Genomic DNA, 26877 nt, shown 5'->3' with positions numbered 1-26877 from the left:
GCCCGCGGACCGCGCGCGGACGCCCCCGTCTACGCCCCGTCGGCGTTCGCCGAAGCCGCGCGCGTGGATCCGGTCCCCGAGCACGAGGCCGAGCGCGACCGCCCGGCACCCGCCGCGGAGGAGCGCCGCGAGCCGGCCCCCTCCCGCTCGGAGCAGCGCGTCCCCGAGCAGGTCACCGCGGAACCCGTCGAGCCGACGCCGTCGCGTGCCGTCCCTGTCACCCGGGACGACGCCCCGCCCGTCGACGACGCCCCGCCGACACCGCCCAGCAGGCGCAACGGAGGGGGAGCGGCCCCCGCCGCCCCGAGCACCGGATCCATCCGGCGGCTCCCCGAGGGCACCGGCGTGATCCGCCTCCCCGACCTGTCCGGAGGTGAGGGCGGATCCGCGCCCGCCGACGGACGCGACGACGCCGAGCTCGCCGAGCTCGGCCTGGCCGAAAAGCTGGGCCTGCGGGCCCGAGGCGAGTCGCCGGATGACACCGGCGCACAGGATGTGGGGCCCACGCGATGAGACTCGGACTCGTCCTCTCCGAGGTCGGCAACGGCCTCCGTCGGAACGTCAGCATGGTCGTCTCGGTCGTGCTCGTCACCTTCATCTCGCTCACGTTCGTGGGCGCCGCCGTGCTGCTGCAGATGCAGATCGGCCAGATGAAGAACTACTGGTACGACCGCGCCCAGGTCGCCATCGACTTCTGCACCGACACGTCGGTCCCGAGCGAGACCTGCGTCAACGGCAAGGCCACCCAGGAGCAGATCGACGCGGTCAAGCAGCAGCTCGACAGCGACACGCTCGCCCCGTTCATCGACAAGTACTACTTCGAGGACCAGGACACGGCGTACAAGAACTTCCAGGAGCAGTTCAAGGGCGACCCCGTCACCGAGCTCGTGCAGCCCGAGTTCCTCAACGAGGCGTTCTGGGTGAACCTCAAGGACCCGTCGAAGTCCGACATCCTCAGCGACAGCCTCTCCGGGCTCGCGGGCGTCGAGAGCGTCACGGACCAACGGCAGTACCTCGACCAGATCTTCTCCATCCTCAACGCCGCCAGCCTCACCGCCGTCGGCATAGCCGGCCTGATGCTCGTGGCCGCCGCCCTGCTGATCGCCACGACGATCCGCCTGTCCGCGTTCTCGCGGAGACGGGAGCTGGGCATCATGAGGCTGGTCGGGGCGTCGAACCGCTTCATCCAGACCCCGTTCATCCTCGAGGGCGTGTTCGCGGCGCTCATAGGCTCGGTCCTCGCGAGCGCGGCGACGGTGGCGCTCGTCAAGTTCTTCGTGCAGGGGTTCCTGAGCACCCGGCTCACGTCGATATCCCTGGTGAACATGGACGACGCCCTGCTCGTGGTGCCGATCCTCCTGAGTGTCGGCGTCGTTCTCGCGGCGGTCTCCGCGAACTTCGCGATCAGCCGCTATCTGCGCATCTGATCCTCCGGTAGGCTGATGGGCTGCCCGGATCCGGGCGCGTCCACCCGAACCATCGAGGAGTCCACCGTGCCCAGGGAACGTGGCGAGAAGGTGGTGGCGACCAACCGCAAGGCGCGCCACGACTACACCATCGAGTCGACCTACGAGGCCGGCCTCGTGCTCACGGGCACCGAGGTGAAGTCGCTCCGGCAGGGGCGGGCCTCGCTCGTCGACGGCTACGCGTTCGTCGACGCGGGCGAGGCGTGGCTCGACGCGGTGCACATCCCCGAGTACAACCAGGGCACCTGGAACAACCACCCGGTGCGCCGCAAGCGGAAGCTCCTCCTGCACAAGGAGCAGATCCTCAAGATCCACTCCAAGGTGAAGGAGGGCGGCTACACGGTCGTCCCCTTGCAGCTCTACTTCGTGGACGGCCGCGCCAAGGTCGAGCTCGCCATCGCGAAGGGCAAGAAGGAGTACGACAAGCGCCAGACGCTGCGCGAGCGTCAGGACAAGCGCGAGGCGGACCGGGCGATGTCGTCGCACCGCCGCCTCGGCGAGTAGCCCCCTTTCCACGGTGGTGCGACCGGCATCGGTCGGGTAACATGGAGGGCTGGTCGCGCAGGACGCGATCGGCGATTGACAACTCGACAGCGTGGAACATGCGACCCGGCTCGGGTGCCTCTCGAGGCGCTGGGCCGTTCATGGGGATGATCGGTTTCGACATTGCCTGAATGACTGCGAGAAGCGGGTCGAGGATGCAGGGCTATCTCGTAAACGCTCTCTGCAAAATACAACTGCCAATAACAAGCAGTCGTCCTTTGTTCTCGCTGCCTAAGCGAGCGCACTAACAGGACCGTCGACCCGGTGATGCTCTCTATCCGGTAAGTCGGCGTCAGAAAAGGGAGCTCGCTGCGCGGTCGTGCCTCAGGGCCGCGCGGGACTCGAACTGAGGCTGGGCCCGTCGGATCAGATGCCAGGAGCAAGTTCCGGGGCCGAGCAGGACGCCTTTCCTGGATACACCCGTAGAAGGCGCAGGATTACAGCAGTGGACCGGGGTTCGATTCCCCGCATCTCCACCATCGCGTCGCATGCTCCACGCTCGTCGAGGGTCCGGATCCGTCCGGCGAGACGCGAGGCCCCATCCACCCGGACGGGGCCTTTCGTCTGCGTGGAGGCGGATCAGCCCACGGGTGTCCGGGGTGCCGCCGGCGCGGGCGCTCCCGGGTCGCTCGTGGCGAGCGCCGGCGCGGTGGTCTCCACCGCGGGCGAGCCCGTCCGCCCCTGGCGGCGCGTGCGCCCGCCCGACCGCCCGTACACGAGGTACATCGTCAGCCCCATGATGATCATGAGCAGCACCGTGTAGACGAACGTGATGCTCATGGAGTCGAGGTTCGCCTCGCCCTCGGTGCTCGCCTTGATGGCGATGCCGAGGGGCTCGTACAGCGGCTGGTAGAGGAACACCGCGGCGTCGTAGTCGTCGAGCAGGCTGTTGAAGTTGAGCGCCGTGATGGCGGCGACCGTCGGGATCACGAGCGGCACCAGCACGCGCCGGAACGTCGTGAGCGACTTCGCTCCCAGGATCCGCGCCGCGTCCTCGAGCGACTGCGGCACGCTCGCGAACGCCGCCTTCAGCAGGCGCAGCGTGAACGGCACCTTCACGATGATGTAAGCCACGAGCAGCAGCCACGTCGTGCCCGTGAGCACCTGCCCGCCGATGAGCGGCTGCGGCCGGTCGAAGGTCTGCAGGAGCGCGAGCGCGATGAGGATCGTGGGGAGGATCCACGGAATGTGCAGCAGGTACTCGAGCGTTGCGGTGACCCAGTTGCGGTTGCGCTGGATCATGCGCGCGACGAAGAGCAGGCCGGCCACGACGATCACGGCGGCCAGCGCGCTGTAGACGAGGCTCACGATGAAGGGGCGCAGCACGTCGGGGGAGCCGAGCACGGTCGTGTAGTTGCGCAGGGTGAACGACTCGAGCGTGATGGTGCCCGTCTGCACGCTCTTCGAGTCGAGGAACGAGAACAGCACGATGAGGATCACCGGCAGCGCGTAGACCACGAACAGCGCGTACGCGACGACGTGCACGACGCCGTTGACGATCGGGTTCCGGATGCGCTGCTTCTGCAGCGGCGTCGCGACCTTGGCGACCGAGAAGTACACGCCCGACTTCTCGACGCGGTTCATGATCGCCAGCAGCACGATGGTGGCGACGCCCAGCACGATCGCGAGCAGCGCCGCGAGGTCGCGGGAGCTCGTGCTCTTGGAGAACGTCACGATCATCGGGGCGACCGTCTGGAAGCCCGTGCCGCCGAGCACCAGGGGGGGCGGTGAGCGCTCCGAGGCCGGTGAGGAACGTGAGCACGGTGACCGCGAAGATCATGGGCCGCAGGGCCGGCAGCACGATGCGGAAGAGGATGCGGCCGGTGCCCGCGCCCATGCTCCGGGCAGCCTCGATGGTCTGGTGGTCGATCGCCGCGAGCGACGAGCGGAGGAAGAGCATGTGGTTCGTGGTGGTGGCGAAGGTCATCACGATGACGACCGCGAAGTAGCCGGAGAACCAGTCGGGGTCGAGGTCGGGGAACGCCCGCTGCGCGAGCGCGGTGACGGACCCGTAGCGGCCGTAGATGAAGTTGTAGCCGGCCGCCAGCACGATGCCGCCGTAGATGAGCGTCGTGGCGTAGCCGAGCCAGAGCACGCGGGATCCGCGGACCACGAAGTACTCGGTCACCAGAACGATGAAGATGCCCACCACGTTGACCGTGATCGCGAGGGTGACCGCGACAGCAGGCTGTTGCCGACGCTGCGCATGGCCCGGTCGGAGCTCAGGAGCTTCTCGAGCGCGCGGCCGCTGAAGGCGCCGTCGGGGAAGAAGGTCGTGACGAGCAGGTTCGCGTTCGGGAACACCAGGAACGTGACGACGAACCAGAGCGCGGCGATGAGCACCACGACGCCGAGGGGAGAGCGCAGCAGGGCGCGGACCGGGGTGCGCACGGCTACGACCGGTACTGCAGGATCGCGGCCGGGTCGATGCCCACGACGACCTCTGTGCCGGGCGCGAGCGGCGGTGTGCCGGTCTCGGTGACCAAGGCGGTCACGGCGTCGTCCCCGAGGTCGACCCGGTAGGTGCTGGAGGAGCCGTGGTACGTACGCTCCGCGACCACGCCGTCGATGCGCGCGCGTCGGGCGTCCGCGGGGGCTGCCCCGCGCGGATCCACCGACACGCGCTCGAGCCGCACGTAGGCGCGGCCCGAGGCGTCGAGGTCCGTCGCCCCGGCGTCGCGGAGGCGCGCCACCGTCGCGGGGCCGAGCGCGTTGATCGCGCCGACGAAGGTGGCCACGAACTCGGTGGCCGAGCGGTCGTAGATGTCCTCCGGAGTGCCGACCTGCTCGATCCGCCCGGCGTCGAAGACGGCGATGCGGTCGCTCATCGTGAGCGCCTCCTCCTGGTCGTGCGTCACGTACACCGTGGTGATGCCGAGGCGCGACTGGAGGCCCTTCAGCTGCTCGCGCAGCTGCACGCGGAGCTTGGCGTCGAGGTTCGAGAGCGGCTCGTCGAGCAGCAGGATCCGCGGCTCCAGCACGAGCGCCCGCGCGATCGCCACACGCTGCTGCTGTCCGCCCGAAAGCTCGGCCACGTTCTTGTCGAGCTGGGCCGCGCTCAGCTCGACCTGGTCGGCCATGGCGCGGACGAGCCGGTCGGTCTCCGCCTTGCCGGCCTTCCGCACCGTCAGGCCGAAGGCGATGTTCTGCCGCACCGACATGCTGGGGAAGAGCGCGTAGTTCTGGAAGACCATGCCGACGCGGCGCTTCTCGCTCGGCAGTCGCGTGGCGACCTGGCCGTCGATCACGATCTCGCCGCGGCTCGGGTCCACGAAGCCGGCGAGCGTCCGCAGCGCCGTCGTCTTCCCGCAGCCGGACGGCCCGAGGAGGGTGAAGAACTCGCCCTCGTGGATCTCGAGGTCGAGCCCGGGGATCGCCACCTGGTCGCCGAAGCGCACCTCGACGTCGTCGAAGCGGATCATCAGGGCAGGTACTCCAGCTCGGTCTTCTCGACCCAGTCGGCGATGTGCTCGCGCACGAAGCCGTAGTCGACGTCCTGCTTGTCGAGCGACTCGATGAGCTCCTTCACGGCGGGCAGCGCCGTCTCGCGCGCGGTCGTGTTGACGGGGTAGCTCGAGAACTCCTCCGCGAACGCACCCTGGACGTCGGCGCTGCCGAACCAGTCGATGAACGCGCGGGCGCGCTCCTCCTTCCTCGTGCCGGCGATCTCGGCGATCTGCTCGGTGACGAACGGGACGCCGGCCTTGGCGGGGACGACCTCGGTGGTGGTGCCGTACTGCGCGTCGCGCGCCGCGATGCCGCTCGACGCGAGGGTGCCGAACGCGACCTCGCCGCGGGAGAGGCGGGCGTAGAGGTCCGTGCCCTCGACCGCGGGGGATCCGTTCGCGAAGTAGTCCTTCACGACCTCCCAGCCGGCGTCGCTGATGCCGAGGTCGCCGTCCGGGTCCTCGTACGGCGCGAGGAGGCCCGCGAGGATGAGCTGCGGGGTCGCCTCGCCCAGGCGCGTGTTCACCTCGTACTTCCCCTTGTACTTAGACGAGTAGAGGTCGGTGACGTCCTTCGGCACGTCGCCGCCCGAGGTCTGCTTGCTGTCGTGCACCGTGACGATGGCCTGCTCCACCAGGGGCCAGTAGGTCCCGTCCTCGGGGTCGCCCGCGGCCTGGTCGACCTCGCCCGACCACGCGGGCGTGTAGGCGGTGATCGCGTCCTCGGCCTTGAGGTTCTCGAAGTACATGTTGTTCAGGCCGAACACCACGTCCCCGACGGGGTTGTTCTTCTCCGCCACGATGCGGTTCGCGAGGTCGGCGCCGCCGAGGCCCACGATCTGGATGTCGAAGCCGGCCTTCGCCGCCTCCGCCGTGACCCAGTCGCCGCGGCCGTCGCCGTTGGAGTTCGTGTAGACGATCAGGGTGTCGCCGGTCGCGGGGGAGACGGCGGGATCCGCGGTGCCGGAGTCGGCGGACGATCCGCACCCGGAGAGCGCGAGCCCGGCCGCGACCACGGCGGCGAGCGAGACGGTGAGACGGCGGGCGCGGTTCTGCATGGTGTCCTCTCGGAGGGAGCACGTCGGTGTGCTCGCGGGCGGTCGCGCCGGACCGGCACGAAGTCCCCACCATATGAGCGGGGCCCTCGGCCGCCCGGCCCGGCGGTCGCTGTTGGCTCGTTGTTCAGCATAGGGACACGCGGGACGATTCCCTCGTATGAGGAGCAGTCTGGTCGGGGCAGGTCGCCCGCGCTCGCGGGAGCGGGAATACATAGCCCGTGTATGGGATTCGATACCTCATGACCGGACGCACCACAGCGGGCACGACCCCGACCGACGACCAGGAGCGCACCCGCTGGCAGGCCTTCTGGGTCTGCGTCGGCGTCGCCGCCCTCACCATCCTCGACCTCTCCAAGGTGAACGTCGGCCTGCCGTCGATCGAGGAGTCGCTCGGCGCAGGATCCACCGACCTGCAGCTCATCGTCGCCGGCTACGCGCTCGCGTTCGGCCTCGCGCTCGTGCCGGCGGGTCGCCTCGGCGACATCCGGAGCCGCCGGCTCATGTTCGTCGTCGGCCTCAGCTCCTTCACGATCGCGAGCCTCCTCTGCGCGATCGCGCCCGACGTGAAGACCCTCGTGATCGCGCGGATCCTGCAGGGCGTCGCCGCCGGGATCCAGATGCCGCAGGTGCTCGGCCTCATCCAGCAGCTCTTCTAGGGCGAGGAGCGGGCGCGCGCCTTCGGCCTGTTCGGCGCCGTCGTCGGCATCTCCACGGCGTTCGGCCCGACGCTCGGCGGCCTGCTGATCCAGCTCGGCGGCCCCGAGGACGGCTGGCGCCTGCTGTTCTGGATGAACATCCCCCTCGGCATCGTCGCCATCGCCTTCGCGCTCAAGCTGCTGCCGCGCACGCAGGCGCGGCCGCAGGCGAAGACGGGCCTCGACCCCGTCGGCGTCGTGCTCCTCGCGATCGCGACGTTCTCGCTCATGCTGCCGTTCGTCCTGACCACCGGCGGGCCCGACGACGACCCGCTCCGGTGGATCTGGCTCGCCGGGGCCGTCGTCGCCGCAGCGCTCTTCGTCGCGTGGGAGCGGCGCTACGAGCGGTCGGGCAGGTCGCCCGTGGTCCACTTCGTGCTCTTCACGCTCTCCTCGTACCGCAACGGGATCCTCATCGCCACCGCGTACTTCGCCGCCATCCCCGCGGTGTTCCTTCTCACGACGCTGTACCTGCAGCAGGGGCTCGGGCTCGCGCCGGTCTTCGCGGGCATGGTCAGCATCCCATTCGCGCTCTCGTCGGCCGTCACCGCGTGGATCGGCGGGCGCCTCGTCTCGCGGCTCGGCCGGCAGCTGGTCGTGATCGGGCTCGCGATCGTCGCGGTGGGCATCACGCTGCTGCTCCTCGCCGCCGTGCTGACGCCGCAGGAGGTGACGCCGTGGGCGATGGCAGCCGCCATGCTCGTCGCGGGCGTCGGAGCGGGTTTCGTGATCTCGCCGAACCAGACGCTCACGCTCGCCGAGATCCCCGTCACGGAGGGCGGCGTCGCCGGATCCATGGCGCAGGTCGGCCAGCGCGTCGGCACCGCCGTGGGCGTCGCGGCCGCGTCGGCGACCTTCTTCAGCACGCTCTACGCGGAGGCCGCGGGCGGCGGCGACGCGAGCCTCGCGGTGTACCACGACGGGTTCCGCAACGGCTTCCTCGTGACCATCGCGCTGGTCGCCGTGGCCCTCGCGCTCGGCCTCGTCGACCTCGGCCAGCGCCGCCGCCGCCGGCAGCGCGCTGCGACCGCCTGAGCGGGCGGCACGGAGCGCGGCGGGGGCGGGCTCAGCGCGCGACGACCGCCAGCACGGCGTCGTGGAGGCGCCCGTTGGTGGCGAGCGCGGATCCGTGCCACGGCCCCGCGTCGCCGTCGATCGACGTGAAGCGGCCGCCCGCCTCCTCGATCACGGGGATCAGCGCCGCCATGTCGTACGGCTTCAGGTCGTGCTCGCCCGCGATGTCGATGAGTCCCTCGGCGAGCAGCATGTAGGCCCACAAGTCGCCGAAGTCGCGAGAGCGCTTCACGCGCCCCGAGAGGTCGAGCAGCTCGTCGAGGCGGTCGGCGTCGCGCCAGCGCTGGACGCCCGCGACGCTCATGGACGCGTCCTCGAGCCGGTCGACGTCGGACACGCGGATGCGCCGCTCCTGCGAGGTCGTCGCCTGGCCGAGCGTGTCGTCGACGTACGCGCCGAGGCCCGTCGCGCCCCACCAGCGACGGCCGAGCGCGGGCGCGCTGACGACGCCGACCACGGGCACGCCGTCGACGGCGAGCGCGATGAGGGTGCCCCAGACGGGCACGCCGCGCGCGTAGTTCGAGGTGCCGTCGATGGGGTCGATGATCCACTGGCGCGACGACGAGCCGGAGGTCCCGTACTCCTCGCCGAGCACGCTGTCGTGCGGACGGCTATCGGCGATCCCCGCGCGGATCGCCCGCTCGACCGAGGTGTCGGCGTCGGTGACCCAGCTGGAGTCGGCCTTCGTCTCGATGGCGAGGTCGGCGGAGCGGAAGCGGTCGAGCGAGATGGCGTCGGCCATGTCGGCCAGCTCCCTCGCGAGCCGCAGGTCGGACGACAGGGAGTGCAGGGGTTCGGAGGCCACGGGGTCGAGCCTAGCGATCGGGCCCGCCGCGGCCAGTCACTCCGCCTTGCCCGCGTCCGACCGGTTCGCGACGAGGTGCTGCAGCGAGTGGAGCCGCTCGCGCCCGGCGTCGCCCAGCTCGCCCGCCTCGACCCGGTCGACGATCTCCCAGTCGTGCGCCTCGGTCAGCGGGATGCCGCCCGGGGGCTCGCCCTCGGGCAGGTGCGCGTAGCTGGCGAACGACCGGAGGATGTTCGCCGGATCCACGTGCCCGAGCCCGAACGAGCGGACGCCCGGGGTGTCGATGATCCAGCCGTGGCCGCCGTCGCCCGTCTCGACGCGCATCGAGACGGTGGAGCTCGACGTGTGCCGGCCGCGGCCGGTGACCTGGTTGACGACGCCCGTGGCGCGCTTGGCGTCGGGGACGAGCGCGTTGACGAGCGTGGACTTGCCGACGCCCGAGTGGCCGACGGCGACGGTCGTGCGGTCGGCCAGCAGGGCACGCAGCTCGTCGAGCGGGACGTCGTCGGAGCGGCTGAGGACGACCGGCACGTCGAGCACGCGGAAGTGGGCCGCGAACGTCGCGGGGTCGGCGACGTCGGACTTCGTGATGCAGAGGATCGGCTGGATCCCCGCGTCGAACGCGGCCACCAGGTAGCGGTCGACGAGGCGCGCGCGGGGCTCGGGCTCGGCGGCGGCCACGACGATGAGCATCTGGTCGGCGTTCGCCACGATCACGCGCTCGACGGCGTCGGAGTCGTCGGCGCTGCGGCGCAGGAGCGTCCGGCGCGGGGCGATGCGCACGATGCGCGACAGGCTGCCCTCGTCGCCCGAGGTGTCGCCCACGATGTCGACCCGGTCGTTCGTGACGACGGCCTTCTTGCCGAGCTCCCGGGCGCGCGTCGCGATGAGCGTGTGCTCGTCGGGGGTGTCCTCGCCCACGAGCACGCCGAAGCGGCCGCGGTCGACGGTGAGGACGCGGCCCTCGACGGAGTCCGTGTGCCCGGGCCGCTGCTTGCTGCGCGGCTTGTTGCCCTTCGGGTTCGGGCGCACGCGCACCGAGGACTCGTCGTAGGCGTCCCAGACGCCGTCGTCCTCCTCCGGATCCGCGAGCCAGCTCACAGGAGCCCGCCGAGGCCGCCCGGCGCGCCCGGCCCGGTGATGCCGCCGAGGGCGAGCGGGTCGACGGCGGCGCGCGGCGCGCGGCCGAGAAGCGGGCCGAGCCACAGCTCCGGGAACTCGGGCAGCGTCTTCGCGGTCGTGCCGATGTCGTCGATCTCCACGCCCGGGACGGCCAGGCCGACGATCGCGCCGGCGGTCGCCATGCGGTGGTCCTCGTAGGCGCGCCACGGGCCGCCGTGCAGCGGGGCGGGGGAGATCGCGAGGCCGTCCTCGAGCTCGGTGACGGATCCGCCGAGCCCGGTGATCTCCGCTGCCAGCGCCGCGAGGCGGTCGGTCTCGTGCCCGCGCAGGTGCCCGATGCCCGTGATCCGGCTGGGCCCGTCGGCGAGGGCCGCGAGCGCGACCAGCGCGGGCGCGAGCTCGCCGCCCGTGCTGAGGTCGAGGTCGACGCCGGTGATGCGCCCGCCCGCCGCGAGCCCCGGGCCGCCGTCGACGACGAGCGCGCCGCCCTCGCGCGTGACGGTCGCGCCGAACCGCGGCAGCAGGTGCGCGAGGTCGGCGCCGACCTGGGTCGTCTCCTCCGGCCAGCCGGGGATCGCGACGCGGCCTCCCGCGACGAGCGCGGCGCAGAGGAACGGGGCGGCGTTGGAGAGGTCGGGCTCGATGCGCACCTCGCGGCCGGCGATGGGGGACGGGGGCACGATCCAGACCCCGGGCTCCGGGCTCTCGACGACCACGCCACGCTCGGCGAGCGTGCGGATCGTCATCTCGATGTGCGGCATGCTCGGCAGCGTCTCGCCCGTGTGCCGGAGCCGCAGCCCCTGGGCGAACCGCGGCGCGGCGAGCAGCAGGCCGGAGACGAACTGGCTGGAGGCGGACGCGTCGATGGCGATCTCGCCGCCCGGCACCTCGCCCGTGCCGTAGAGGCTGAACGGCAGCGCGCGGCGCCCGTCGTCGTTGACGTCGACCCCGAGCGCCCGCAGCGCCTCGATCGTGCCGGACATGGGGCGGCGGCGGGCACTCGGGTCGCCGTCGAAGGAGACGGGGCCGAGGGCGAGTGCCGCCACGGGAGGGAGGAAGCGCATCACGGTGCCGGCGAGGCCGCATTCGATGGTGATGCCGCCCGCGAGCTCGGCGGGGGTGATCCGCAGGTCCGGGCCGAAGGCGCTCCCGCCGTCGACCTCCTCGATCACGGTGCCGAGCGCCCGCAGCGCCTCGATCATGAGACGGGTGTCGCGCGACCGGAGCGGCGAGCGCAGCGTCGAGGGGGAGTCGGCGAGGGCGGAGAGGACGAGCTCGCGGTTCGTCAGGCTCTTGGATCCCGGCAGAGGCACGGTCGCGTCGAGCGGCCCGTCGGCCACAGGCGCCGCCCACGGCCCGTCGTCCGTCGGCACGGGCGCGTGGGTCCGGTCGTCGTCGTACGGGCTGAAGGTGGGACCGGAATACCTGAAGATCTCCATGGGTTCACCAGAGTACCGGGCAGGCGTCCGGCAGGCCCGGATCCCGGGCCGGGAAGGATCACCCGTGATCACGAGGACAGCACCGGCGGCCCCGTCCGTCGAGCTCGTGCGCGCCGTAGAATCTGCCCTGATGGCGAATTCAGGGAACACCAGTCACGACGCACCCGCAGCTCCAGCAGCAGACGACGCCGATCGCGACGCGCGCCCGGCGCCCGCCGCGGTCGTCGAGGCGGTCGTGGCCTCCACCGAGGAGGCGGCCGACCAGCAGGAGGCCGAGGCGGCGGTCGTCGAGGAGCCGCGCCCCGCGCAGCCCGGCGACAACCGCGAGCTCTTCGAGGAGCAGGCGCTCCCGTTCATCGACCAGCTCTACGCCGCGGGCCTGCGCATGACGCGCAACCCCGCCGACGCGCAGGACCTGGTGCAGGAGACGTTCGTGAAGGCATACACGGCCTTCCACCAGTTCAAGCAGGGCACGAACCTCAAGGCCTGGCTGTACCGGATCCTCACGAACACCTTCATCAACAACTACCGCAAGAAGCAGCGTGACCCCTACAACGGCACCATCGACGAGCTCGAGGACTGGCAGCTGGGCGGCGCGACGAGCGCCACCGCGACCACCACGCGCTCCGCCGAGGCCGAGGCCATCGACCACCTCCCGGACAGCACCGTCAAGGACGCGCTGCAGTCCATCCCGGAGGACTTCCGGATGGCCGTCTACTTCGCGGACGTGGAGGGCTTCTCCTACCAGGAGATCGCCGACATCATGAAGACCCCCGTGGGCACCGTCATGAGCCGCCTGCACCGCGGCCGCCGGATGCTGCGGAGCCTGCTGTCCGACTACGCGCGCGAGCGGGGCATCTCCACCGCGCACCTCACTGGAGCGACCAAATGAGCGACTGCGGCTGCGACAAGGCCAAGAAGGATCTCGAGGAGTATCTGCACCACGAGCTCGACAAGGCGGACGCCGCCGACATCCGCGAGCACATGGCGAACTGCGCCGACTGCGCGCGCGAGCACCGCGTCGGCGTCGTACTGCGGGACACCGTGCGCCGCGCGTGCACGGAGGCCGCCCCGGAGGACCTGCGCACGCAGGTGATGGAGAAGCTGCGGGCGATCCAGGCCACGCACTGACCGGACGCATCGCGCGCGGCCGGTACCTCGGCACGTGACCAACGCGATCCAGTCCCTCGGGACGCCCTCCCCGTCCGACCTCACCGTCATCGTCGAGCTGCTCCGGCTGCTCGACTACGAGGTGGACGAGGAGCGCGTCGCCGCGCGGCTCTCCCGCATGACGGCCGCCGCCGGACACGAGACGTGGGTGGTGCGCGACGACGCGGGCGACATCGCGGGCCTCGCGGGCGGCCACCTCATGTGGGGCCTGGCCGACGACGAGCCCATCGCGCAGCTGATCATCCTGGTCGTGCGCGAGGGGCGCCAGGCCGGCGGCATCGGGTCCGACCTCATCCGCCACTACGAGGCGTGGGCGCGCGAGCACGGTGCCACGCGGTTCCTCGCGACGTCGGCCGCGGCCCGCGACAACGTCACGCGGTTCTACGCCCGCCGCGGCTACCACGCGTCCGGCATCCGCTACTCGAAGCTCGGCTGACCGCCGGCAGCGCGCTCGACCGCTCAGCCGCCCGCACGCGAAGAGGCCCGGTCCCCTGGGGGCCCGGGCCTCTCGTCGTTCCGGGCGTCAGCCCAGCGAGATCACTCCGCGGTGGCCCGCGCGATCAGGTCCGTCTGCTCCGTCGCGTGCCGCTTGCTCGAGCCCGCGGCGGGCGATGCCGCGGCCGGGCGGGAGACGACGCGCACCGCGCGGTCGGGCAGCACCCGGCCGAACTCGACGTGCACGAACGGCCACGCGCCCTGGTTCTCGGGCTCGTCCTGCACCCACACGACCTCGGCGTCCGGGTACGACTCGACGACGCGGCGCACCTGCTCCTCGGGGAACGGGTAGAACTGCTCGAGCCGCACGAGGGCGATCGACCTGTCCTGGCGCTTCTCCAGCTCGCCGAGCAGGTCGTAGTGCACCTTGCCGGAGTGCAGCAGCACGCGCCGGACCGCACCGCGGTCCTCGATGCGGACGTCGTCGATCACCGGCTCGAAGCGACCCGAGGTGAAGGCCTCGACGTCGCTCGTGGCGCCGCGCAGCCGCAGCATGGCCTTCGGCGTGAAGACCACGAGCGGGCGACGGGGCCGCGAGTACGCCTGGCGGCGCAGCAGGTGGAAGTACGACGCGGGCGTCGACGGACGGGCGACCGTCATGTTCTGCTCGGCGCACAGCTGCAGGAAGCGCTCGATCCGGGCCGACGAGTGGTCGGGACCCTGGCCCTCGTAGCCGTGCGGCAGCAGCAGGACGACGCTCGAGCGCTGTCCCCACTTCTGCTCGGCCGAGGAGATGAACTCGTCGATGATCGTCTGCGCGCCGTTGGCGAAGTCGCCGAACTGGGCCTCCCACAGCACGAGGGCGTCGGGCCGCTCGACGGAGTAGCCGTACTCGAAGCCCATCGCCGCGTACTCGCTGAGCAGCGTGTCGTAGATCCAGAACCGCGCCTGGCGGTCGCTGAGGTTCGCGAGGGGCAGCCACTCCTGTCCGTTGTCGCGGTCGTGCAGCACCGCGTGGCGCTGGACGAACGTGCCGCGGCGCGAGTCCTGCCCGGCGAGGCGGACCGGCGTGTTCTCCAGCAGCAGCGAGCCGATGGCGAGGAGCTCGCCGAAGGCCCAGTCGATGGATCCGCTGCGGCTCATCTCCAGCCGCTTGCGCATGAGCGCCTGCAGCTTCGGGTGCACGGAGAATCCCTGCGGCGGGTTGTCGTGCGCGTCGCCGATGGAGTGGATCACGGCCTCGGACACGCCCGTGGTCTCGGGCTCGCCGTGGCCGTCGTCCTGCTGGGAGTCGGGCCGCTCGAGGTCGGACACCGCGCCCGCGTCATCCGTCTGGATGGGGATGGACGAGGTCTGCGCCGCGTGCGTCTCCGCGAAGGCGCGCTCCAGGCGGTCCTGGAAGTCCTTCTGCGCCGCGTCGTACTCCTCCTGCGTGATGTCGCCGCGGCCGACGAGCGCCTCCGTGTACAGCTTCCGCACCGAGCGCTTGGCCTCGATGAGGTTGTACATGAGCGGCTGCGTCATCGACGGGTCGTCGCCCTCGTTGTGGCCGCGACGGCGGTAGCAGACGAGGTCGATGACGACGTCCTTCTTGAACTCCTGGCGGAACTCGAAGGCGAGGTGCGCGACGCGTGCCACGGCCTCGGGGTCGTCACCGTTCACGTGGAAAATCGGCGCCTGGATGCTCTTGGCCACGTCCGTCGAGTACACCGACGAGCGGGACTCCGACGGCGGCGTGGTGAAGCCGACCTGGTTGTTGATCACGATGTGCACCGTGCCGCCCGTGCGGTAGGCGCGCAGCTGCGAGAGCTGGAGGGTCTCGAAGACCACGCCCTGGCCGGCCATGGACGCATCGCCGTGCACGAGGATCGGCAGCACCGAGAACGAGCCGATGGGCTTGCGGTCCTGCTTCGCGCGGACGATGCCCTCGAGCACGCCGTTGACGGCCTCGAGGTGCGACGGGTTCGCCGCGAGGTACACCGGCATCTCCTCGCCGTGGACGCCGCGGAAGGTGCCCTCGGTGCCGAGGTGGTACTTGACGTCGCCGGATCCCTGCACGGTGCGCGGGTCCTGCGTGCCCTCGAACTCGCGGAAGATCTGGCCGTAGCTCTTGCCCGCGATGTTGGTGAGGACGTTGAGGCGGCCGCGGTGGGCCATGCCGATCGCGACCTCGTCGAGGCCGTGGTCGGCCGCGCCCTGCAGCAGCGTGTCCAGCAGGGAGATGGTCGACTCGCCGCCCTCGAGGCTGAAGCGCTTCTGCCCGACGTACTTCGTCTGGAGAAACGTCTCGAACGCCTCCGACTCGTTGAGCTTGGAGAGGATGCGCATCTGCTCGTCGTGCGTGGGCTTCGCGTAGGGCTGCTCGACCTTGCCCTGGATCCAGCGGCGCTCGTCGGGCTGCTGGATGTGCATGTACTCGATGCCGATCGTGCGGCAGTAGGAGTCGCGGAGGATCCCGAGGACGTCGCGGAGGAGCGCCTGGCGGCGTCCGCCGAAGCCGTCGGTGACGAACTCGCGGTCGAGGTCCCAGAAGGTGAGCCCGTGGTTCGTGATCTCGAGGTCCGGGTGGGTGCGCTGCTGGTACTCGAGCGGGTCGATGTCCGCCATGAGGTGCCCGCGGACGCGGTACGCGTTGATGAGCTCCTGCACGCGGCTGGTCTTGGAGACCCGCTCGGAGAGGTCGACGTTGATGTCGGTGGCCCACTGGATGGGGTCGTACGGGATGCGCAGCGCCGCGAAGATGTCCTCGTAGAAGCCGTGCTGGCCGATGAGGCGCTCGTGCACGATCTTGAGGAACTCGCCCGAGCCGGCGCCCTGGATCACGCGGTGGTCGTACGTGCTCGTCAGCGTGATGGTCTTGCCGATCCCGAGCTCGACGAGCGTCTTCGGGCTCGAGCCCTGGAACTCGGCCGGGTACTCGAGGGCGCCGGCGCCGATGATGGCGCCCTGGCCCTTCATCAGGCGCGGCACGGAGTGGACCGTGCCGATGCCGCCGGGGTTCGTGAGCGAGATGGTCGTGCCGGCGAAGTCGCCCGCGGCGAGCTTGTTGCCGCGCGCCTTCTTCACCAGGTCCTCGTACGCGGACAGGAACTCGCCGAAGGTCATGGCCTCGGCGCCCTTGATGCTCGGGACGAGGAGCGCGCGCGTGCCGTCGGGCTTCGGCATGTCGATCGCGATGCCGAGGTTGATGTGCGCGGGGGAGACGACGCTGGGCTTGCCGTCGACCTCGTCGTAGTGCACGTTCTGGCTCGGGAACTCCTTCAGCGCCTGGATGAGCGCCCAGCCGATGAGGTGCGTGAACGAGACCTTGCCGCCGCGCGCGCGCTTCAGGTGGTTGTTGATGACGATGCGGTTGTCGATCATCAGCTTCGCCGGGATGGTGCGGACGCTCGTCGCGGTCGGGATGGTGAGCGACGCGTCCATGTTGGTCGCGAGGGACTTCGCCATGCCGCGGAGCGGGGAGACCTCGTCCTCGCCAGGCGGGGTGGGCTCCTGGCCCTTCTTCGCCGGGGCCTTCGCGGGCGCCTGGGCGGGGATCGGCTGCTGCTTGGGCGCGATGCTCGTCGTGCGCGCGGCGGGCTGGGATCCGGTCGCGGGCTGCTGCGCCTGCGCGTCGGGCTGGCCGGCGGACGCGGGAGCCGGCGTCGGCGCCGGGGAACCCGTGTTGGTCGTCGCGGGGGCGGAGGTGCTCTCCGTGTCCGGGATCTGCGCCTCGGCGGTCTGGTCGCCGGTGGCCGGCGTCGCCTCGCGGCCCTCGATCACGGTGGTGTGGTAGTTCTCCAGGATCGGCCACCAGCTGCGGTCGACGGAGTCCTTGTCGACCACGAACCTCTCGTACATCTCGTCGACGAGCCACTCGTTGGCTCCGAAGTCGCCCGTGGAACCGTCATCGGTCCCCGTACCAGTCACCTGGCTCGACACAGTTGATCGCCCGCTCTCTTGCTGTTGGTCGTCTGCCTCGCGCGGCCCGTTCGCGTGCCGCGCGTCCACGATCACCCAGCCTAAACCTTCCCCCGGTCGGGCCGCCGGGAGCGGCGCGTCGGGATGGGGGCCCCGGCGACGCCCTGGTGCGCGGCCGGCCTGCGGGGCTACCGTCGGGGCATGAGGTTCACCGGAGAGGCTCCCGCCCACGACCTGACCTACTCGGACGTGTTCCTGAGCCCGGGCAGGTCCGACGTCGCGAGCCGGATGGACGTCGACCTCGCCCCGGGCGACGGCACGCCGTGCACCATCCCGGTGGTCGCCAGCAACATGGGGTCGGTCACCGGCCCGCGCCTGGCCGCCGTGCTCGCTCGCCGCGGCGGCATCGGGATCCTGCCGCAGGACCTCCGCCCGCAGGAGCTGGACGCCGCGATCCACCGGGTGAAGGACCAGCCCGTCGCCTACGACTCGCCGCTCGAGCTGCCGCCGGACGCCACCGCGGGCCAGGCGCGCGAGCTCCTGCCGCCCATCGCCGGACACGGCATCGTGCTGCGGGACGCGGACGGGGAGATGGTCGGCTGCCTGGAGGGTACGCAGCTCGCCGGAGTCCCCGACGGCACCCGGCTCGGCGACCTCCCGCACGGCGCGCTCGCCTCCCTCGACGCCGACGACGTGCCCACGGGCCGCGCGGCCTTCGACCTGATGCACGCCGCCGGGATCGACTTCGCGCCCGTGCTCGCCCACGGCCGACTGGTCGGCACGCTCAGCCGCCGGAGCGCGCTCCGGTCCACCGTCTACGCGCCGGCCGTCGACGGGCACGGCGCCTCGCGGTCGGCGCCGCGGTCGGCGTCAACGGCGATCCGGTGGGCCGGGCCCGCGCGCTGCTCGCGGCCGGCGTCGACGTGCTCGTGCTCGACACGGCGCACGGGCACCAGGAGGCGATGCTCCGCGCGATCCGCGACGTGCGCGCCCTCGATCCCCGGGTGCCGCTCGTGGCCGGCAACGTCGTCACCGCCGAGGGCGCGCGCGACCTCGTCGAGGCGGGCGCCGACATCGTCAAGGTCGGCGTCGGACCCGGCGCCATGTGCACCACCCGCATGATGACCGCCGTCGGCCGGCCGCAGTTCTCGGCCGTGCTCGACACGGCCGAGGCCGCCCGCGCGGCCGGCGCGCTCGTCTGGGCGGACGGGGGAGTGCGGTACCCGCGGGACGTCGCCCTCGCCCTCGCCGCGGGTGCCGCGAGCGTGATGATCGGATCCTGGTTCGCGGGCACCGTCGAGTCGCCCGGCCGCCTGCTCGTCGACGACGAGGGCGGTCTCGCCAAGGAGAGCTGGGGCATGGCGTCGACGCGCGCGGTGCAGGAGCGGTTCGGGCGTCGAGAGGCGTTCGAGCTCGCGCGGCGGACGCTCTTCGCGGAGGGGATCTCCACGAGCCGGATCCGCATCGACCCCCTCCGCCCCGGCCTCGAGGACCTGCTCGACACGATCACCTCGGGCGTCCGCAGCGCGTTCACCTACGCCGGGGCGCGCACGCGGGCCGAGTTCGCGGAGCGGGCCGCCGTCGGGATCCAGTCGGCGGCGGGCTACGAGGAGGGCAAGCCCCTGCCGGTCGGATGGTGAGCCCCGGTATGCTCGACGGACGATGGACGATGGACGACCCTCCTCCTGCTCATAGACCCCCGCTGCGCGCGCCCCTCCGACTGAAGCCGGCCGCGCGCCCGGCTCCCCGGAGCCGCCCTCGTGCATGAATGGCTCCTCCTGGCCGTGGGTCTCGTCCTGACCCTCGGCACCGGCCTCTTCGTCGCCAGCGAGTTCGCGCTCGTGAACCTCGACCGCTCCGACCTCGAGAAGCGCCAGGAGCGCGGCGAGAAGCGGCTCGGCCCGCCGATCCGCGCGCTCCGCATCACCTCGACCCACCTCTCCAGCGCCCAGCTCGGCATCACGCTGACGACGCTGCTCGCCGGATACACGATGGAGCCGACGCTCAGCCTGCTGCTCGCCGGTCCGCTGACGTCCGCCGGCCTCGCCGAGGGCCTCGTCTCCCCGGTCGCGACCGTGGTGGCGCTCGTCGTCGCGACCCTGCTGTCGATGATCATCGGCGAGCTCGTGCCCAAGAACTTCGCGCTGGCCTTGCCGCGCGAGACGGCCAAGCTCGTGATCCCCTTCCAGACCCTGTTCACCACGGTGTTCAAGCCCGCCGTGCTGCTGCTCAACAACAGCGCGAACGGGATCCTGCGGCTCGTCGGCATCGAGCCGAAGGAGGAGCTGTCGGGCGCGCGCTCCGCCGAGGAGCTGTCCTCGCTCGTCCGCCGCTCCGCGCTCGCCGGCCTCCTCGAGGACGACACGGCGATGCTGCTCAGCCGGACGCTGCGGTTCGCCGACCTCACGGCCTCCGACGTCATGACGCCGCGCCTGCGCGTGAAGTCGGTGGAGCGCACGGACAGCGCGCAGACCGTGATCGAGCTCGCCATGACCACCGGCTACTCGCGCTTCCCCGTCACGGACGACGGCGTCGACGACGTCATCGGCCTCGTGCACGTCAAGCAGGCCGTGGCCGTGCCGCGCGAGAAGCGCGCGCAGGTGCCCGTCACCGCCCTGCAGTCCGAGGCGATCCGCGTGCCCGAGACGATGAAGCTCGACGACCTCCTGGGCGAGCTGCGCGGGCGCGGCTTCCAGATGGCGGTGGTCGTCGACGAGTACGGCGGCACGGCCGGGGTCGCGACGCTCGAGGACCTCGTCGAGGAGCTGGTCGGCGAGCTCGCCGACGAGCACGACCGCACGCGTGCGGGCGTCGTCCGCTCGCGCGACTCGCTCACCTTCCCCGGCATGCTGCGGCCCGACGAGCTCCTCGAGCGCACGGGCCTGCGCATCCCCGACGAGGGTCCGTACGAGACCGCGGCCGGCTTCGTCATGAGCGAGCTCGGCCGCCTTCCCGTCGTGGGCGACGAGCTGGAGCTCGAGACCGGAACGCTCCGGGTCGAGCGGCTCGACGGCCGGCGCATCGACCGGATCCGCTTCACGCCCGTCCCCGTGCCGGTCGCCACCGCGGTGGGCACCACGCGCGCCGAGCGCCAGGCGGACCGCCAGGCCGAGCGGGAGGCCGGCCGCGAGGCCGGACGACAGGCGGACGCGGAACGCGCCGCGATGAGGAAGGAGCCGTCCCGTGGGTGAGTACGCCGGGGGGATCATCGCGCTCGTCGTGCTGCTCGCCGTCAACGCCTTCTTCGTCGGCGCCGAGTTCGCGGTCATCTCCGCGAAGCGGTCCCAGATCGAGCCGCGCGCCGAGGAGGGCAGCCGCGCCGCACGCATCACGCTCTTCGCGATGGAGCACGCGACGCTCATGCTCGCGACCACGCAGCTCGGCATCACCGTGTGCTCGCTGCTGATCCTCAACGTGTCCGAGCCGGCGATCCACCACCTGCTGGAGATCCCGCTGGGCGCCACCGGGCTGCCGGAGGAGGCGATCTCCACGATCGCGTTCGTCATCGCGCTGCTGATCGTGTCGTTCCTGCACGTGGTGCTCGGCGAGATGGTGCCGAAGAACATCTCGTTCTCGGTTCCGGACCGGGCGGCGCTGCTGCTCGCGCCGCCGCTCGTCGGGATCGCGCGCGTGGTGAAGCCGCTCATCGTGGCACTGAACGCGATCTCCAACGCGGTGCTCCGCATCGCCAAGGTCGAGCCGAAGGACGAGGCCGCGAGCGCGTTCACGCTCGACGAGGTGCAGGGGATCGTCGACCAGTCGACGCGCGAGGGGCTCCTGGAGGACCGGACCGGTGCGCTCACCGCGGCGTTCGAGTTCACGGGCAAGAAGGTGCAGGACATCGCGATCCCGCTCGACGCCCTCGTGAGCCTGCCCGAGACCGCGTCGCCGTCCGAGGTCGAGCGCGCCGTCGCCCGGCACGGCTTCTCGCGGTACGTGATCGTGGACGAGGCGGGGGAGCCGACCGGCTACCTGCACCTCAAGGACGTCATCGACCTCGACGAGGCCGGCGAGTTCGTGCGGCCGGTGCCGACCAAGCGGATCCGCCAGCTCGTGTCGGTCTTCGAGGGCACCGAGCTCGAGGACGCCCTCGCGATGATGCGCCGCTCCGGCGCGCACCTCGCCCGCGCCTTCACGGAGGCGGGCGAGACGACGGGCGTGCTGTTCCTGGAGGACATCATCGAGGAGCTCGTCGGCGAGGTGCAGGACGCCACCCGGCGGGCCTGACCGCACGCGTGACGACGGCCCGGCACCCCTCGCGGGATGCCGGGCCGTCGTCGTGCGGGGCAGCGGTCAGGCGGCCCAGCGCGCCCGGTCGTACTGCTTGGGCCAGTAGTCGATCTCGACGCCCAGCTCGTGCGCGGCCCGCAGCGCGAAGTGCGGGTCGCGGAGCATCTCGCGGCCGAGCATCACGGCGTCCGCACGGCCCTCGGCCACGACGGCCTCGGCCTGCGCGGGCTCGGTGATGAGGCCGACCGCGTTGAGCGCGACCTTCGCGTGCTCCTTGACGTACTCGGCGAACGGCACCTGGTAGCCGGGGGCGACGGGGATCGTGACGCCCGTGGTGTTGCCGCCCGTGGAGATGTCGAAGAAGTCGGCGCCGTGCTCGGCGGCCCAGGCGGCGACCGTCGCGGTCTGCTGCTCGTCCCAGCCGGCGTCGCCCGCCCAGTCGGTGGCGGAGAAGCGCACGAGGAGCGGTGCGTCGGGGACCTCGGCGCGCACGGCGTCGATCACCTGGAGCAGCAGGCGCGCCCGGTTCTCGAGGCTGCCGCCGAACTCGTCGTCGCGGTGGTTGCTCAGCGGGGAGAGGAACTGGTGCAGGAGGTAGCCGTGGGCGGCGTGCAGCTCGAGCACGTCGAAGCCGGCGTCGACGGAGCGGCGGGCGGCCGCGGCGAAGTCGTCGACGACCTTCCGGATTCCGGCGGCGTCGAGCGCGACGGGCGTCCCATAGCCGGGGAACGGCTCGGCGGACGGGGCGACCGTCTCCCAGCCGCCCTCCTCGGCCGGCATGGTGCCGCGTCCGGAGAACGAGTAGGTGGAGGCCTTGCGGCCCGCGTGCGCGAGCTGGATCGCGGCGACCGCGCCCATCTCGTGGATGAAGTCGACGATCGGCTTCCACGCGTCGCGCTGCGCGTCGTCCCAGATGCCGGTGTCCTCGGGCGTGATGCGCGCCTCCGGGCTGACGCCGGTTGCCTCCGCCATCACGAGCCCCGCGCCGCCGCGGGCGAACGAGCCAAGGTGCGCGAGGTGCCACGCACCCGGCACGCCGTTTCGCGCGTCGATGCTGTACTGGCACATCGGCGCGACCCAGATGCGGTTGCGCGCGGTGACGCCGCGGACGGTGATCGGCTCGAAGAGCGGGGACGTGGTCATGGGGATCCTTCCAGGCGGGCGGCCGCGGATCCCGAGGGGGACTCGGCGCGCGGGGACGGGCGGAGGGCCTCGCAAGGCCTCATGGTCCCAAGGCCCGGCGCGGTCGCCGCATTCCCGCGCGCCTATCGTGAGGGCATGAGCGACGCGCACCACGACCACGCGCCCGACGGCTGGATCCGGCAGGACGCCGAGCGCACGCGCCGGGCGATCCGCCTTCCGCGGGACGACGACGACAAGTACACGCGCGGCGTGCTCGGCGTCCGGACGGGATCCGACCGGTACCCGGGCGCGGCTGTCCTCGGTGTCGAGGCGGCCGCGCGCACGGGCGTCGGCATGATCCGGTACCTCGGCCCCGCGGGCGCGTCCGCCTCGGTGCTCGCCCGCCGCCCCGAGGTCGTCACGGCGGACGGGCGCGTGCAGGCGTGGCTCGTCGGTTCCGGCATGGACCAGGCGCACCGCGACGACGCCGCGGCCGACGCCATCGTCGCCGCGCTCCGGCAGGGCCTCCCGTCGGTCGTCGACGCGGGCGCGCTGGACCTCGTGGGACGCGCGACCGGCCCCGTCATCGTCACGCCGCACTTCCGCGAGCTGTCGCGGCTGCTCGACGGCGCCGGCATCCGGGCGTCGGCCGAGGAGATCGCGGCGGACGCGCCGGGCTGGGCGGAGCGCGCCGCGCGGGAGCTCGGCGTGTGCGTGATGCTGAAGGGCGCGACCACCTTCGTCGTCGGCGGGTCCGCGCGCATCGCGGTGCGGGCGGGGACGCCGTGGCTCGCGACGGCGGGCTCCGGGGACGTCCTGGGCGGTGCGCTGGGTGCGCTCGTCGCCGGGGCGTCCGCGCGGGTCGCCGACGCGCCGGATCCCCTGGCCGCCCTCGCCGAGGTCGCCGCGGCCGCCGCGTGGCTGCACGGTCGGGCGGGCGACCTCGCATCCGGCGGCGGACCGATCACGGCCCTCGACGTCGCCGAGGCGATGCCGAGGGCCGTGCGGGAGACGCTGGCGGGATCCGGCGGCTAGGCCTTCGCGACGTCGAGCGAGAACTCGACGGAGCCGTGGTCCTCGACCGTCACGAAGCCGAGGCTCGGGGCCTGGACCCCGAAGTCCTGGAACGTGATCGGGATGGAGCCCACGATCTGTCCGCCGTCCGACGTGAAGCTCGCCTGCATCTGCGCGGTCACGCTCTTCGTCACGCCGTGCAGGGTCAGGTCGCCGGTCACGTCGTACGTCGCCGGGACGCCCGCCTCGACGCCGTCGGCGGCGATCGGCTGCGTGAGCGTGAAGGTGGCGGTCGGGAAGTCGCCCGTCGCCATCGCCACGTTCTGGAAGTACGCGTCGCGCGGCGGCTGGTCCGTGGCGATCTTGGTGACGTCGACCGTCATGGTGCCCTTGGTGACCTGGGATCCGGCGACCGTGATGTCGCCCGTGACGGCGTCCGTCCGGCCGTTGACCGTGACGGGCGTTCCGTTCAGCACCTCGTCGACGCGGTATCCGGCGTAGGAGGATCCGCCGACGGTCCAGTCGCCGGACAGGTCGCCGAGCGCGCCACCGGCCGCCGGCGTCGACGCCAGGGTCGGGGCGGCGTCGGGCGTGCCCGCCAGCTGCTTGTAGATGGGATCGCCGAACGCCGCGAAGGCGCCGACGAGGACGACCACGCCGCCCGCGACCCCGATGATGATCTTCGTTTTCTTGTCCATGGCGCTGCTCCTCCGTGCGATGCGGGCGGGCGCTGCGCCCCACCCGTTCTGTGAACTTTCAAGTACTCGGGCAGTCTCGCCGGAGGCCGCCCCCGGCGTCGGCCTCCGTCCACAGGCGTCGCCGCCGTCGTACCCTGATCCCACAGCCGGACGCCGGCCGGGCACCCGCCCGGAGCGCCGCCGCCGTCGAACCCCGGGAGTCCCCATGCTCGTCGCCTTCTCCGTCGCACCCAGCGGGGGCGACGCTCCCGACGCCTCCGTGCACGACGCCGTGGCCGCCGCGGTGGCCGTGGTCCGCGCGTCCGGCCTGCCGAACCGCACCGACGCCATGTTCACCACGATCGAGGGCGACTGGGACGAGGTCTTCGACGTCGTCCGCCGCGCCACCGAGGCCGTCGCGCCGTTCGGGACGCGGGTCGCGCTCGTCCTCAAGGCCGACATCCGTCCCGGCTACGCGGGCGAGCTGACCGGGAAGCTCGAGCGCCTGGAGAAGGCGCTCGACGCCCGCGGCGCCTCCGACTGACCACCGGCCCGCATCCCGACCGCCGGTAGGCTCGTCGGGTGAATCCCCCCTCCTCCGGGCAGGCGACGCTGTCGCCGGCCCGCGTCCGCATCGCCCTGCTCGCCCTCGCGATGGGCGGATTCGCCATCGGCACCACCGAGTTCGTCGCCATGGGGCTCCTGCCGCAGCTCGCATCCGACCTGCTGCCCGAGGTGGCCGCGCGCTCGACGGAGGCCGCCAACGCGCAGGCCGGCACGCTGATCAGCGCCTACGCCCTCGGCGTCGTGGTGGGCGCGCCGACCATCGCCGCCGCGTCGGCGCGGGCGCCCCGGCGCAAGCTCCTGCTCTGGCTGCTGCTGGCCTTCACGCTCGGCACCGTGCTCAGCGCGATCCTCCCGAGCTTCGGCCTCGTGGTCCTCGCCCGCTTCGTCGCGGGGCTGCCGCACGGCGCCTACTTCGGGATCGCCTCGCTCGTCGCCGCGCAGCTCATGGGGGAGGGCAAGCGCGCCCGGGGCGTCGCCTTCGTGCTCGCGGGGCTCACCATCGCCAACGTGATCGGCGTGCCCATCGTCACGTGGATCGGGCAGAACGCGGGCTGGCGGGTCGCGTACCTCGTCGTCGCCGCGATCTTCGCCGCCACCTTCGTCGCGGTCCTCCTGGCCGTGCCCGCGCAGGCCGGCAACCCCGAGGCGACGCTCCGGCGCGAGCTCCGGGCGTTCACGCGGCTGCAGGTGTGGCTCGCGCTCCTCATCGGCGCGATCGGCTTCGGCGGGTTCTTCGCCGTCTACACCTTCGTGTCGCCCATGGTCACCGAGGTGACCGGGCTTCCGGAGTGGTCCGTGCCGCTGGCTCTCGTGGTCGTCGGCCTCGGTATGACGGTCGGCAACCTCGCGGGTGGCTGGTGGGCGGATCGCGACGTGAAGGCCGCGCTGCTGTCCCTGTTCGGGCTGCTCATCCTCTCGCTCGTGGGGCTGGTGCTCACCGCGTCGAACCCGGTCGGGCTCTTCGTGTCCCTGTTCCTCATCGGCGGGTCGGCGGCGGCGCTGTCGCCCGGGATCCAGATCCGGCTGATGGACGTGGCGCACGACTCGCAGTCCATCGCCGCAGCCCTCAACCACTCGGCGCTCAACACGGGCAACGCGGTCGGTGCGGCGCTCGGCGGGGTCACGGTGGCGGCAGGTCTCGGCTACACGTCGCCCGCGCTCGTCGGCGTGGGGCTGAGCGTGGCCGGCCTGCTCATCGCGCTCGCGGCCTTCGGGCTCGACCGGCACCAGCGCGGATCCCGCCGGTTGACCGACGGCCAGCGGCTGACGACCCAGCCGATCGGCATCGGCGGCTGAGTCGGCGCGGGCCGCGCTACTCGCCTTGGAGCAGGATCCCGTCCTGGATCGCGCGCTTCCGCAGCGCCACCTTGGTGCCCACGTCGAAGCCCGCCACGCGGTACTTCTCGCGGATCCGCTTGAGGTACGACTTCGCGGTCTCCTCGGAGATGCCGAGGCTGTACGCGACCGACTTCACCGGCTCGCCGCCGCCGTAGAGCGCCATGACCCGGCGCTCCTGCGCGCTGAGCTTCGGCACGCCGCCGACGTCGGTGCTGTTGATCGCGAGGTCGAGCTCCGCGGAGATGTACGACTGGCCGTCGGCCGCGAGGCGGATCGCGTCGACGATCATGCTGGCGTCCTCGCTCTTCACGAGGTAGCCGAGGGCGCCGGACGCCAGGGCCTCGCGCACGACGTTGGGCTCCGAGTACGTGCTCATGAGAACGGTCTTGACGCCCGTGGTCTTGAGCGTCGCGATCTTCAGCGAGATCGGCAGGTTGTCCTTGAGGTCGAGGTCGAGGAGCACCACGTCGACGGGGAACCGCGGATGCGTCAGCAGGTCGGGCCAGGTGGACACCGCGGCGACCATCTCGATGTCGGACGCGGCGTTGCGGATCCACTCGGTCAGGGCCCCGAGCAGCATCCTGTGGTCGTCCACGATGGCAAGGGTGATCGGTCGGTTCTCAGCTGACACGTGCTCTCCGGTCCTAGTTGTCATGGGTCATGACGTTGGTGACACTCGGGCCGCGGGCGTGAGCCCGTGGCTTGAGTGGATTCGTTCAGTGTTGTAGTGCTCGATGAAGGGGTCAAGCGCGTCGGCCCGGTGTTGGTTGCTGGTG

21 protein-coding genes, 1 other RNA gene and 5 pseudogenes are annotated in these 26877 nt (G+C 71.8%); 14 read left to right on the top strand and 13 right to left on the bottom strand.

The features are described from left to right. The 4 genes and pseudogenes from HDR73_RS01090 to ssrA form a co-directional block, all read left to right on the top strand. Positions 1-513, top strand: a pseudogene (locus HDR73_RS01090) (cell division ATP-binding protein FtsE); the annotation flags it as partial. Beyond that, the gene (gene ftsX / locus HDR73_RS01085; RefSeq protein WP_012299399.1) at positions 510-1427 is read left to right on the top strand and encodes a permease-like cell division protein FtsX; all 918 of its coding nucleotides are present in this window, start codon (positions 510-512) and stop codon (positions 1425-1427) included. The pseudogene HDR73_RS01090 and the gene ftsX, both read left to right, overlap by 4 nt. Positions 1428-1493: 66 nt before the next feature. Further along, on the top strand, positions 1494-1970 hold the full coding sequence (gene smpB / locus HDR73_RS01080) for an SsrA-binding protein SmpB (protein WP_012037997.1): 477 nt from the start codon (positions 1494-1496) through the stop codon (positions 1968-1970). A 142-nt stretch (positions 1971-2112) separates the two neighbouring features. After that, positions 2113-2488: a transfer-messenger RNA gene (gene ssrA, locus HDR73_RS01075) on the top strand. A gap of 100 nt (positions 2489-2588) precedes the next feature. On the opposite strand, the gene HDR73_RS01070 is transcribed toward ssrA, so the two are convergent. From HDR73_RS01070 to HDR73_RS01050, 5 genes and pseudogenes are all read right to left on the bottom strand, one after another. Next, positions 2589-3725, bottom strand: a complete 1137-nt coding sequence (locus HDR73_RS01070; RefSeq protein WP_223842628.1) for an ABC transporter permease — start codon at positions 3723-3725, stop codon at positions 2589-2591. Positions 3726-3795: 70 nt separating this feature from the next. Beyond that, positions 3796-4104: pseudogene (locus HDR73_RS16500) on the bottom strand (iron ABC transporter permease); the annotation flags it as partial. A gap of 29 nt (positions 4105-4133) precedes the next feature. After that, positions 4134-4400 carry a hypothetical protein gene (locus HDR73_RS01060; RefSeq protein WP_223842626.1) on the bottom strand — a complete coding sequence of 89 codons (267 nt, stop codon included), beginning with the start codon at positions 4398-4400 and terminating at the stop codon, positions 4134-4136. 2 nt (positions 4401-4402) lie between these two features. After that, positions 4403-5431, bottom strand: coding sequence for an ABC transporter ATP-binding protein (locus tag HDR73_RS01055; protein WP_041464613.1), 1029 nt, complete (start codon positions 5429-5431; stop codon positions 4403-4405). Then, on the bottom strand, positions 5431-6513 hold the full coding sequence (locus HDR73_RS01050) for an extracellular solute-binding protein (RefSeq protein WP_012299397.1): 1083 nt from the start codon (positions 6511-6513) through the stop codon (positions 5431-5433). The genes HDR73_RS01055 and HDR73_RS01050 overlap by 1 nt, the downstream gene beginning before the upstream one ends. Before the next feature lie 239 nt (positions 6514-6752). On the opposite strand from HDR73_RS01050, the pseudogene HDR73_RS01045 reads away from it, so the two are divergent. Continuing rightward, a pseudogene (locus HDR73_RS01045) lies at positions 6753-8243 on the top strand (MFS transporter). A gap of 31 nt (positions 8244-8274) precedes the next feature. On the opposite strand, the gene HDR73_RS01040 reads toward HDR73_RS01045, so the two are convergent. The 3 genes from HDR73_RS01040 to aroA are packed head-to-tail and all read right to left on the bottom strand — an operon-like array spanning position 8275 to position 11648. Continuing rightward, entirely contained in the window at positions 8275-9087 is an 813-nt protein-coding gene (locus HDR73_RS01040; RefSeq protein WP_012299396.1) for an inositol monophosphatase family protein, read from the bottom strand. Positions 9088-9123: 36 nt separating this feature from the next. Next, positions 9124-10188: a ribosome small subunit-dependent GTPase A gene (gene rsgA / locus HDR73_RS01035; RefSeq protein WP_012299395.1), complete on the bottom strand. Its 1065-nt coding sequence runs from the start codon at positions 10186-10188 to the stop codon at positions 9124-9126. Continuing rightward, the gene (gene aroA, locus HDR73_RS01030) at positions 10185-11648 is read right to left on the bottom strand and encodes a 3-phosphoshikimate 1-carboxyvinyltransferase (RefSeq protein ID WP_012299394.1); all 1464 of its coding nucleotides are present in this window, start codon (positions 11646-11648) and stop codon (positions 10185-10187) included. The genes rsgA and aroA overlap by 4 nt, the downstream gene beginning before the upstream one ends. Before the next feature lie 235 nt (positions 11649-11883). On the opposite strand from aroA, the gene HDR73_RS01025 reads away from it, so the two are divergent. The 3 genes from HDR73_RS01025 to HDR73_RS01015 are packed head-to-tail and all read left to right on the top strand — an operon-like array spanning position 11884 to position 13254. After that, positions 11884-12540 (top strand): sigma-70 family RNA polymerase sigma factor, encoded by a 657-nt coding sequence (locus tag HDR73_RS01025; RefSeq protein ID WP_012299393.1) that lies wholly within the window; start codon positions 11884-11886, stop codon positions 12538-12540. Then, complete coding sequence (rsrA, locus tag HDR73_RS01020) at positions 12537-12779, top strand: mycothiol system anti-sigma-R factor (RefSeq protein ID WP_012299392.1); 243 nt, start codon at positions 12537-12539, stop codon at positions 12777-12779. Before HDR73_RS01025 ends, rsrA begins: the two co-directional genes overlap by 4 nt. Before the next feature lie 34 nt (positions 12780-12813). Then, on the top strand, positions 12814-13254 hold the full coding sequence (locus tag HDR73_RS01015; protein WP_012299391.1) for a GNAT family N-acetyltransferase: 441 nt from the start codon (positions 12814-12816) through the stop codon (positions 13252-13254). A gap of 101 nt (positions 13255-13355) precedes the next feature. Here the strand turns inward: HDR73_RS01015 and HDR73_RS01010 are convergent, their stop codons facing one another. Continuing rightward, on the bottom strand, positions 13356-17174 hold the full coding sequence (locus HDR73_RS01010) for a multifunctional oxoglutarate decarboxylase/oxoglutarate dehydrogenase thiamine pyrophosphate-binding subunit/dihydrolipoyllysine-residue succinyltransferase subunit (RefSeq protein ID WP_041464612.1): 3819 nt from the start codon (positions 17172-17174) through the stop codon (positions 13356-13358). 180 nt (positions 17175-17354) lie between these two features. On the opposite strand from HDR73_RS01010, the pseudogene guaB1 reads away from it, so the two are divergent. From guaB1 to HDR73_RS00995, 3 genes and pseudogenes are all read left to right on the top strand, one after another. Further along, positions 17355-18793 (top strand): annotated as a pseudogene (gene guaB1, locus HDR73_RS01005) (GMP reductase). A 120-nt stretch (positions 18794-18913) separates the two neighbouring features. Beyond that, the gene (locus HDR73_RS01000) at positions 18914-20344 is read left to right on the top strand and encodes a hemolysin family protein (protein WP_012299389.1); all 1431 of its coding nucleotides are present in this window, start codon (positions 18914-18916) and stop codon (positions 20342-20344) included. Continuing rightward, positions 20337-21380, top strand: a complete 1044-nt coding sequence (locus tag HDR73_RS00995) for a hemolysin family protein (protein WP_012299388.1) — start codon at positions 20337-20339, stop codon at positions 21378-21380. The genes HDR73_RS01000 and HDR73_RS00995 overlap by 8 nt, the downstream gene beginning before the upstream one ends. Positions 21381-21446: 66 nt before the next feature. Here HDR73_RS00995 and HDR73_RS00990 read toward each other — a convergent pair whose 3' ends face one another. After that, positions 21447-22526, bottom strand: coding sequence for an NADH:flavin oxidoreductase/NADH oxidase (locus HDR73_RS00990; protein WP_012299387.1), 1080 nt, complete (start codon positions 22524-22526; stop codon positions 21447-21449). 135 nt (positions 22527-22661) lie between these two features. Here HDR73_RS00990 and HDR73_RS00985 point away from each other — a divergent pair, with 135 nt between their 5' ends. Beyond that, complete coding sequence (locus tag HDR73_RS00985; protein WP_407637311.1) at positions 22662-23540, top strand: ADP-dependent NAD(P)H-hydrate dehydratase; 879 nt, start codon at positions 22662-22664, stop codon at positions 23538-23540. Here HDR73_RS00985 and HDR73_RS00980 read toward each other — a convergent pair. Next, entirely contained in the window at positions 23537-24217 is a 681-nt protein-coding gene (locus HDR73_RS00980; RefSeq protein ID WP_012299385.1) for a YceI family protein, read from the bottom strand. The genes HDR73_RS00985 and HDR73_RS00980 overlap by 4 nt on opposite strands. A 205-nt stretch (positions 24218-24422) precedes the next feature. Here HDR73_RS00980 and HDR73_RS00975 point away from each other — a divergent pair, with 205 nt between their 5' ends. Together HDR73_RS00975 and HDR73_RS00970 are read left to right on the top strand one after the other, a co-directional pair. After that, complete coding sequence (locus HDR73_RS00975) at positions 24423-24740, top strand: thiamine-binding protein (protein ID WP_012299384.1); 318 nt, start codon at positions 24423-24425, stop codon at positions 24738-24740. 38 nt (positions 24741-24778) lie between these two features. After that, on the top strand, positions 24779-26059 hold the full coding sequence (locus HDR73_RS00970; protein ID WP_012299383.1) for an MFS transporter: 1281 nt from the start codon (positions 24779-24781) through the stop codon (positions 26057-26059). Positions 26060-26075: 16 nt separating this feature from the next. Here the strand turns inward: HDR73_RS00970 and HDR73_RS00965 are convergent, their stop codons facing one another. Together HDR73_RS00965 and HDR73_RS00960 are read right to left on the bottom strand one after the other, a co-directional pair. Beyond that, on the bottom strand, positions 26076-26756 hold the full coding sequence (locus HDR73_RS00965) for a response regulator (RefSeq protein ID WP_223842625.1): 681 nt from the start codon (positions 26754-26756) through the stop codon (positions 26076-26078). A 3-nt stretch (positions 26757-26759) separates the two neighbouring features. Then, a pseudogene (locus tag HDR73_RS00960) lies at positions 26760-26877 on the bottom strand (IS481 family transposase); the annotation flags it as partial.

This window comes from Clavibacter sp. (assembly GCF_014802555.1).
Lineage (GTDB): Bacteria > Actinomycetota > Actinomycetes > Actinomycetales > Microbacteriaceae > Clavibacter > Clavibacter sepedonicus.
The sequence above is the reverse complement of the archived record's forward strand: the minus strand, read 5'-3'. Positions and strand labels throughout refer to the sequence as shown.

Coding starts and splice junctions, on each gene's coding strand:
- rsrA (WP_012299392.1), top strand. CDS start 12,537: ATGAGCGACTGCGGCTGCGACAAGGCCAAGAAGGATCTCGAGGAGTAT.
- HDR73_RS00965 (WP_223842625.1), bottom strand. CDS start 26,756: ATGACAACTAGGACCGGAGAGCACGTGTCAGCTGAGAACCGACCGATC.
- HDR73_RS00985 (WP_407637311.1), top strand. CDS start 22,662: ATGAGCGACGCGCACCACGACCACGCGCCCGACGGCTGGATCCGGCAG.
- HDR73_RS00980 (WP_012299385.1), bottom strand. CDS start 24,217: ATGGACAAGAAAACGAAGATCATCATCGGGGTCGCGGGCGGCGTGGTC.
- aroA (WP_012299394.1), bottom strand. CDS start 11,648: ATGGAGATCTTCAGGTATTCCGGTCCCACCTTCAGCCCGTACGACGAC.
- ftsX (WP_012299399.1), top strand. CDS start 510: ATGAGACTCGGACTCGTCCTCTCCGAGGTCGGCAACGGCCTCCGTCGG.
- HDR73_RS00975 (WP_012299384.1), top strand. CDS start 24,423: ATGCTCGTCGCCTTCTCCGTCGCACCCAGCGGGGGCGACGCTCCCGAC.
- HDR73_RS01055 (WP_041464613.1), bottom strand. CDS start 5,431: ATGATCCGCTTCGACGACGTCGAGGTGCGCTTCGGCGACCAGGTGGCG.
- HDR73_RS01050 (WP_012299397.1), bottom strand. CDS start 6,513: ATGCAGAACCGCGCCCGCCGTCTCACCGTCTCGCTCGCCGCCGTGGTC.
- HDR73_RS00990 (WP_012299387.1), bottom strand. CDS start 22,526: ATGACCACGTCCCCGCTCTTCGAGCCGATCACCGTCCGCGGCGTCACC.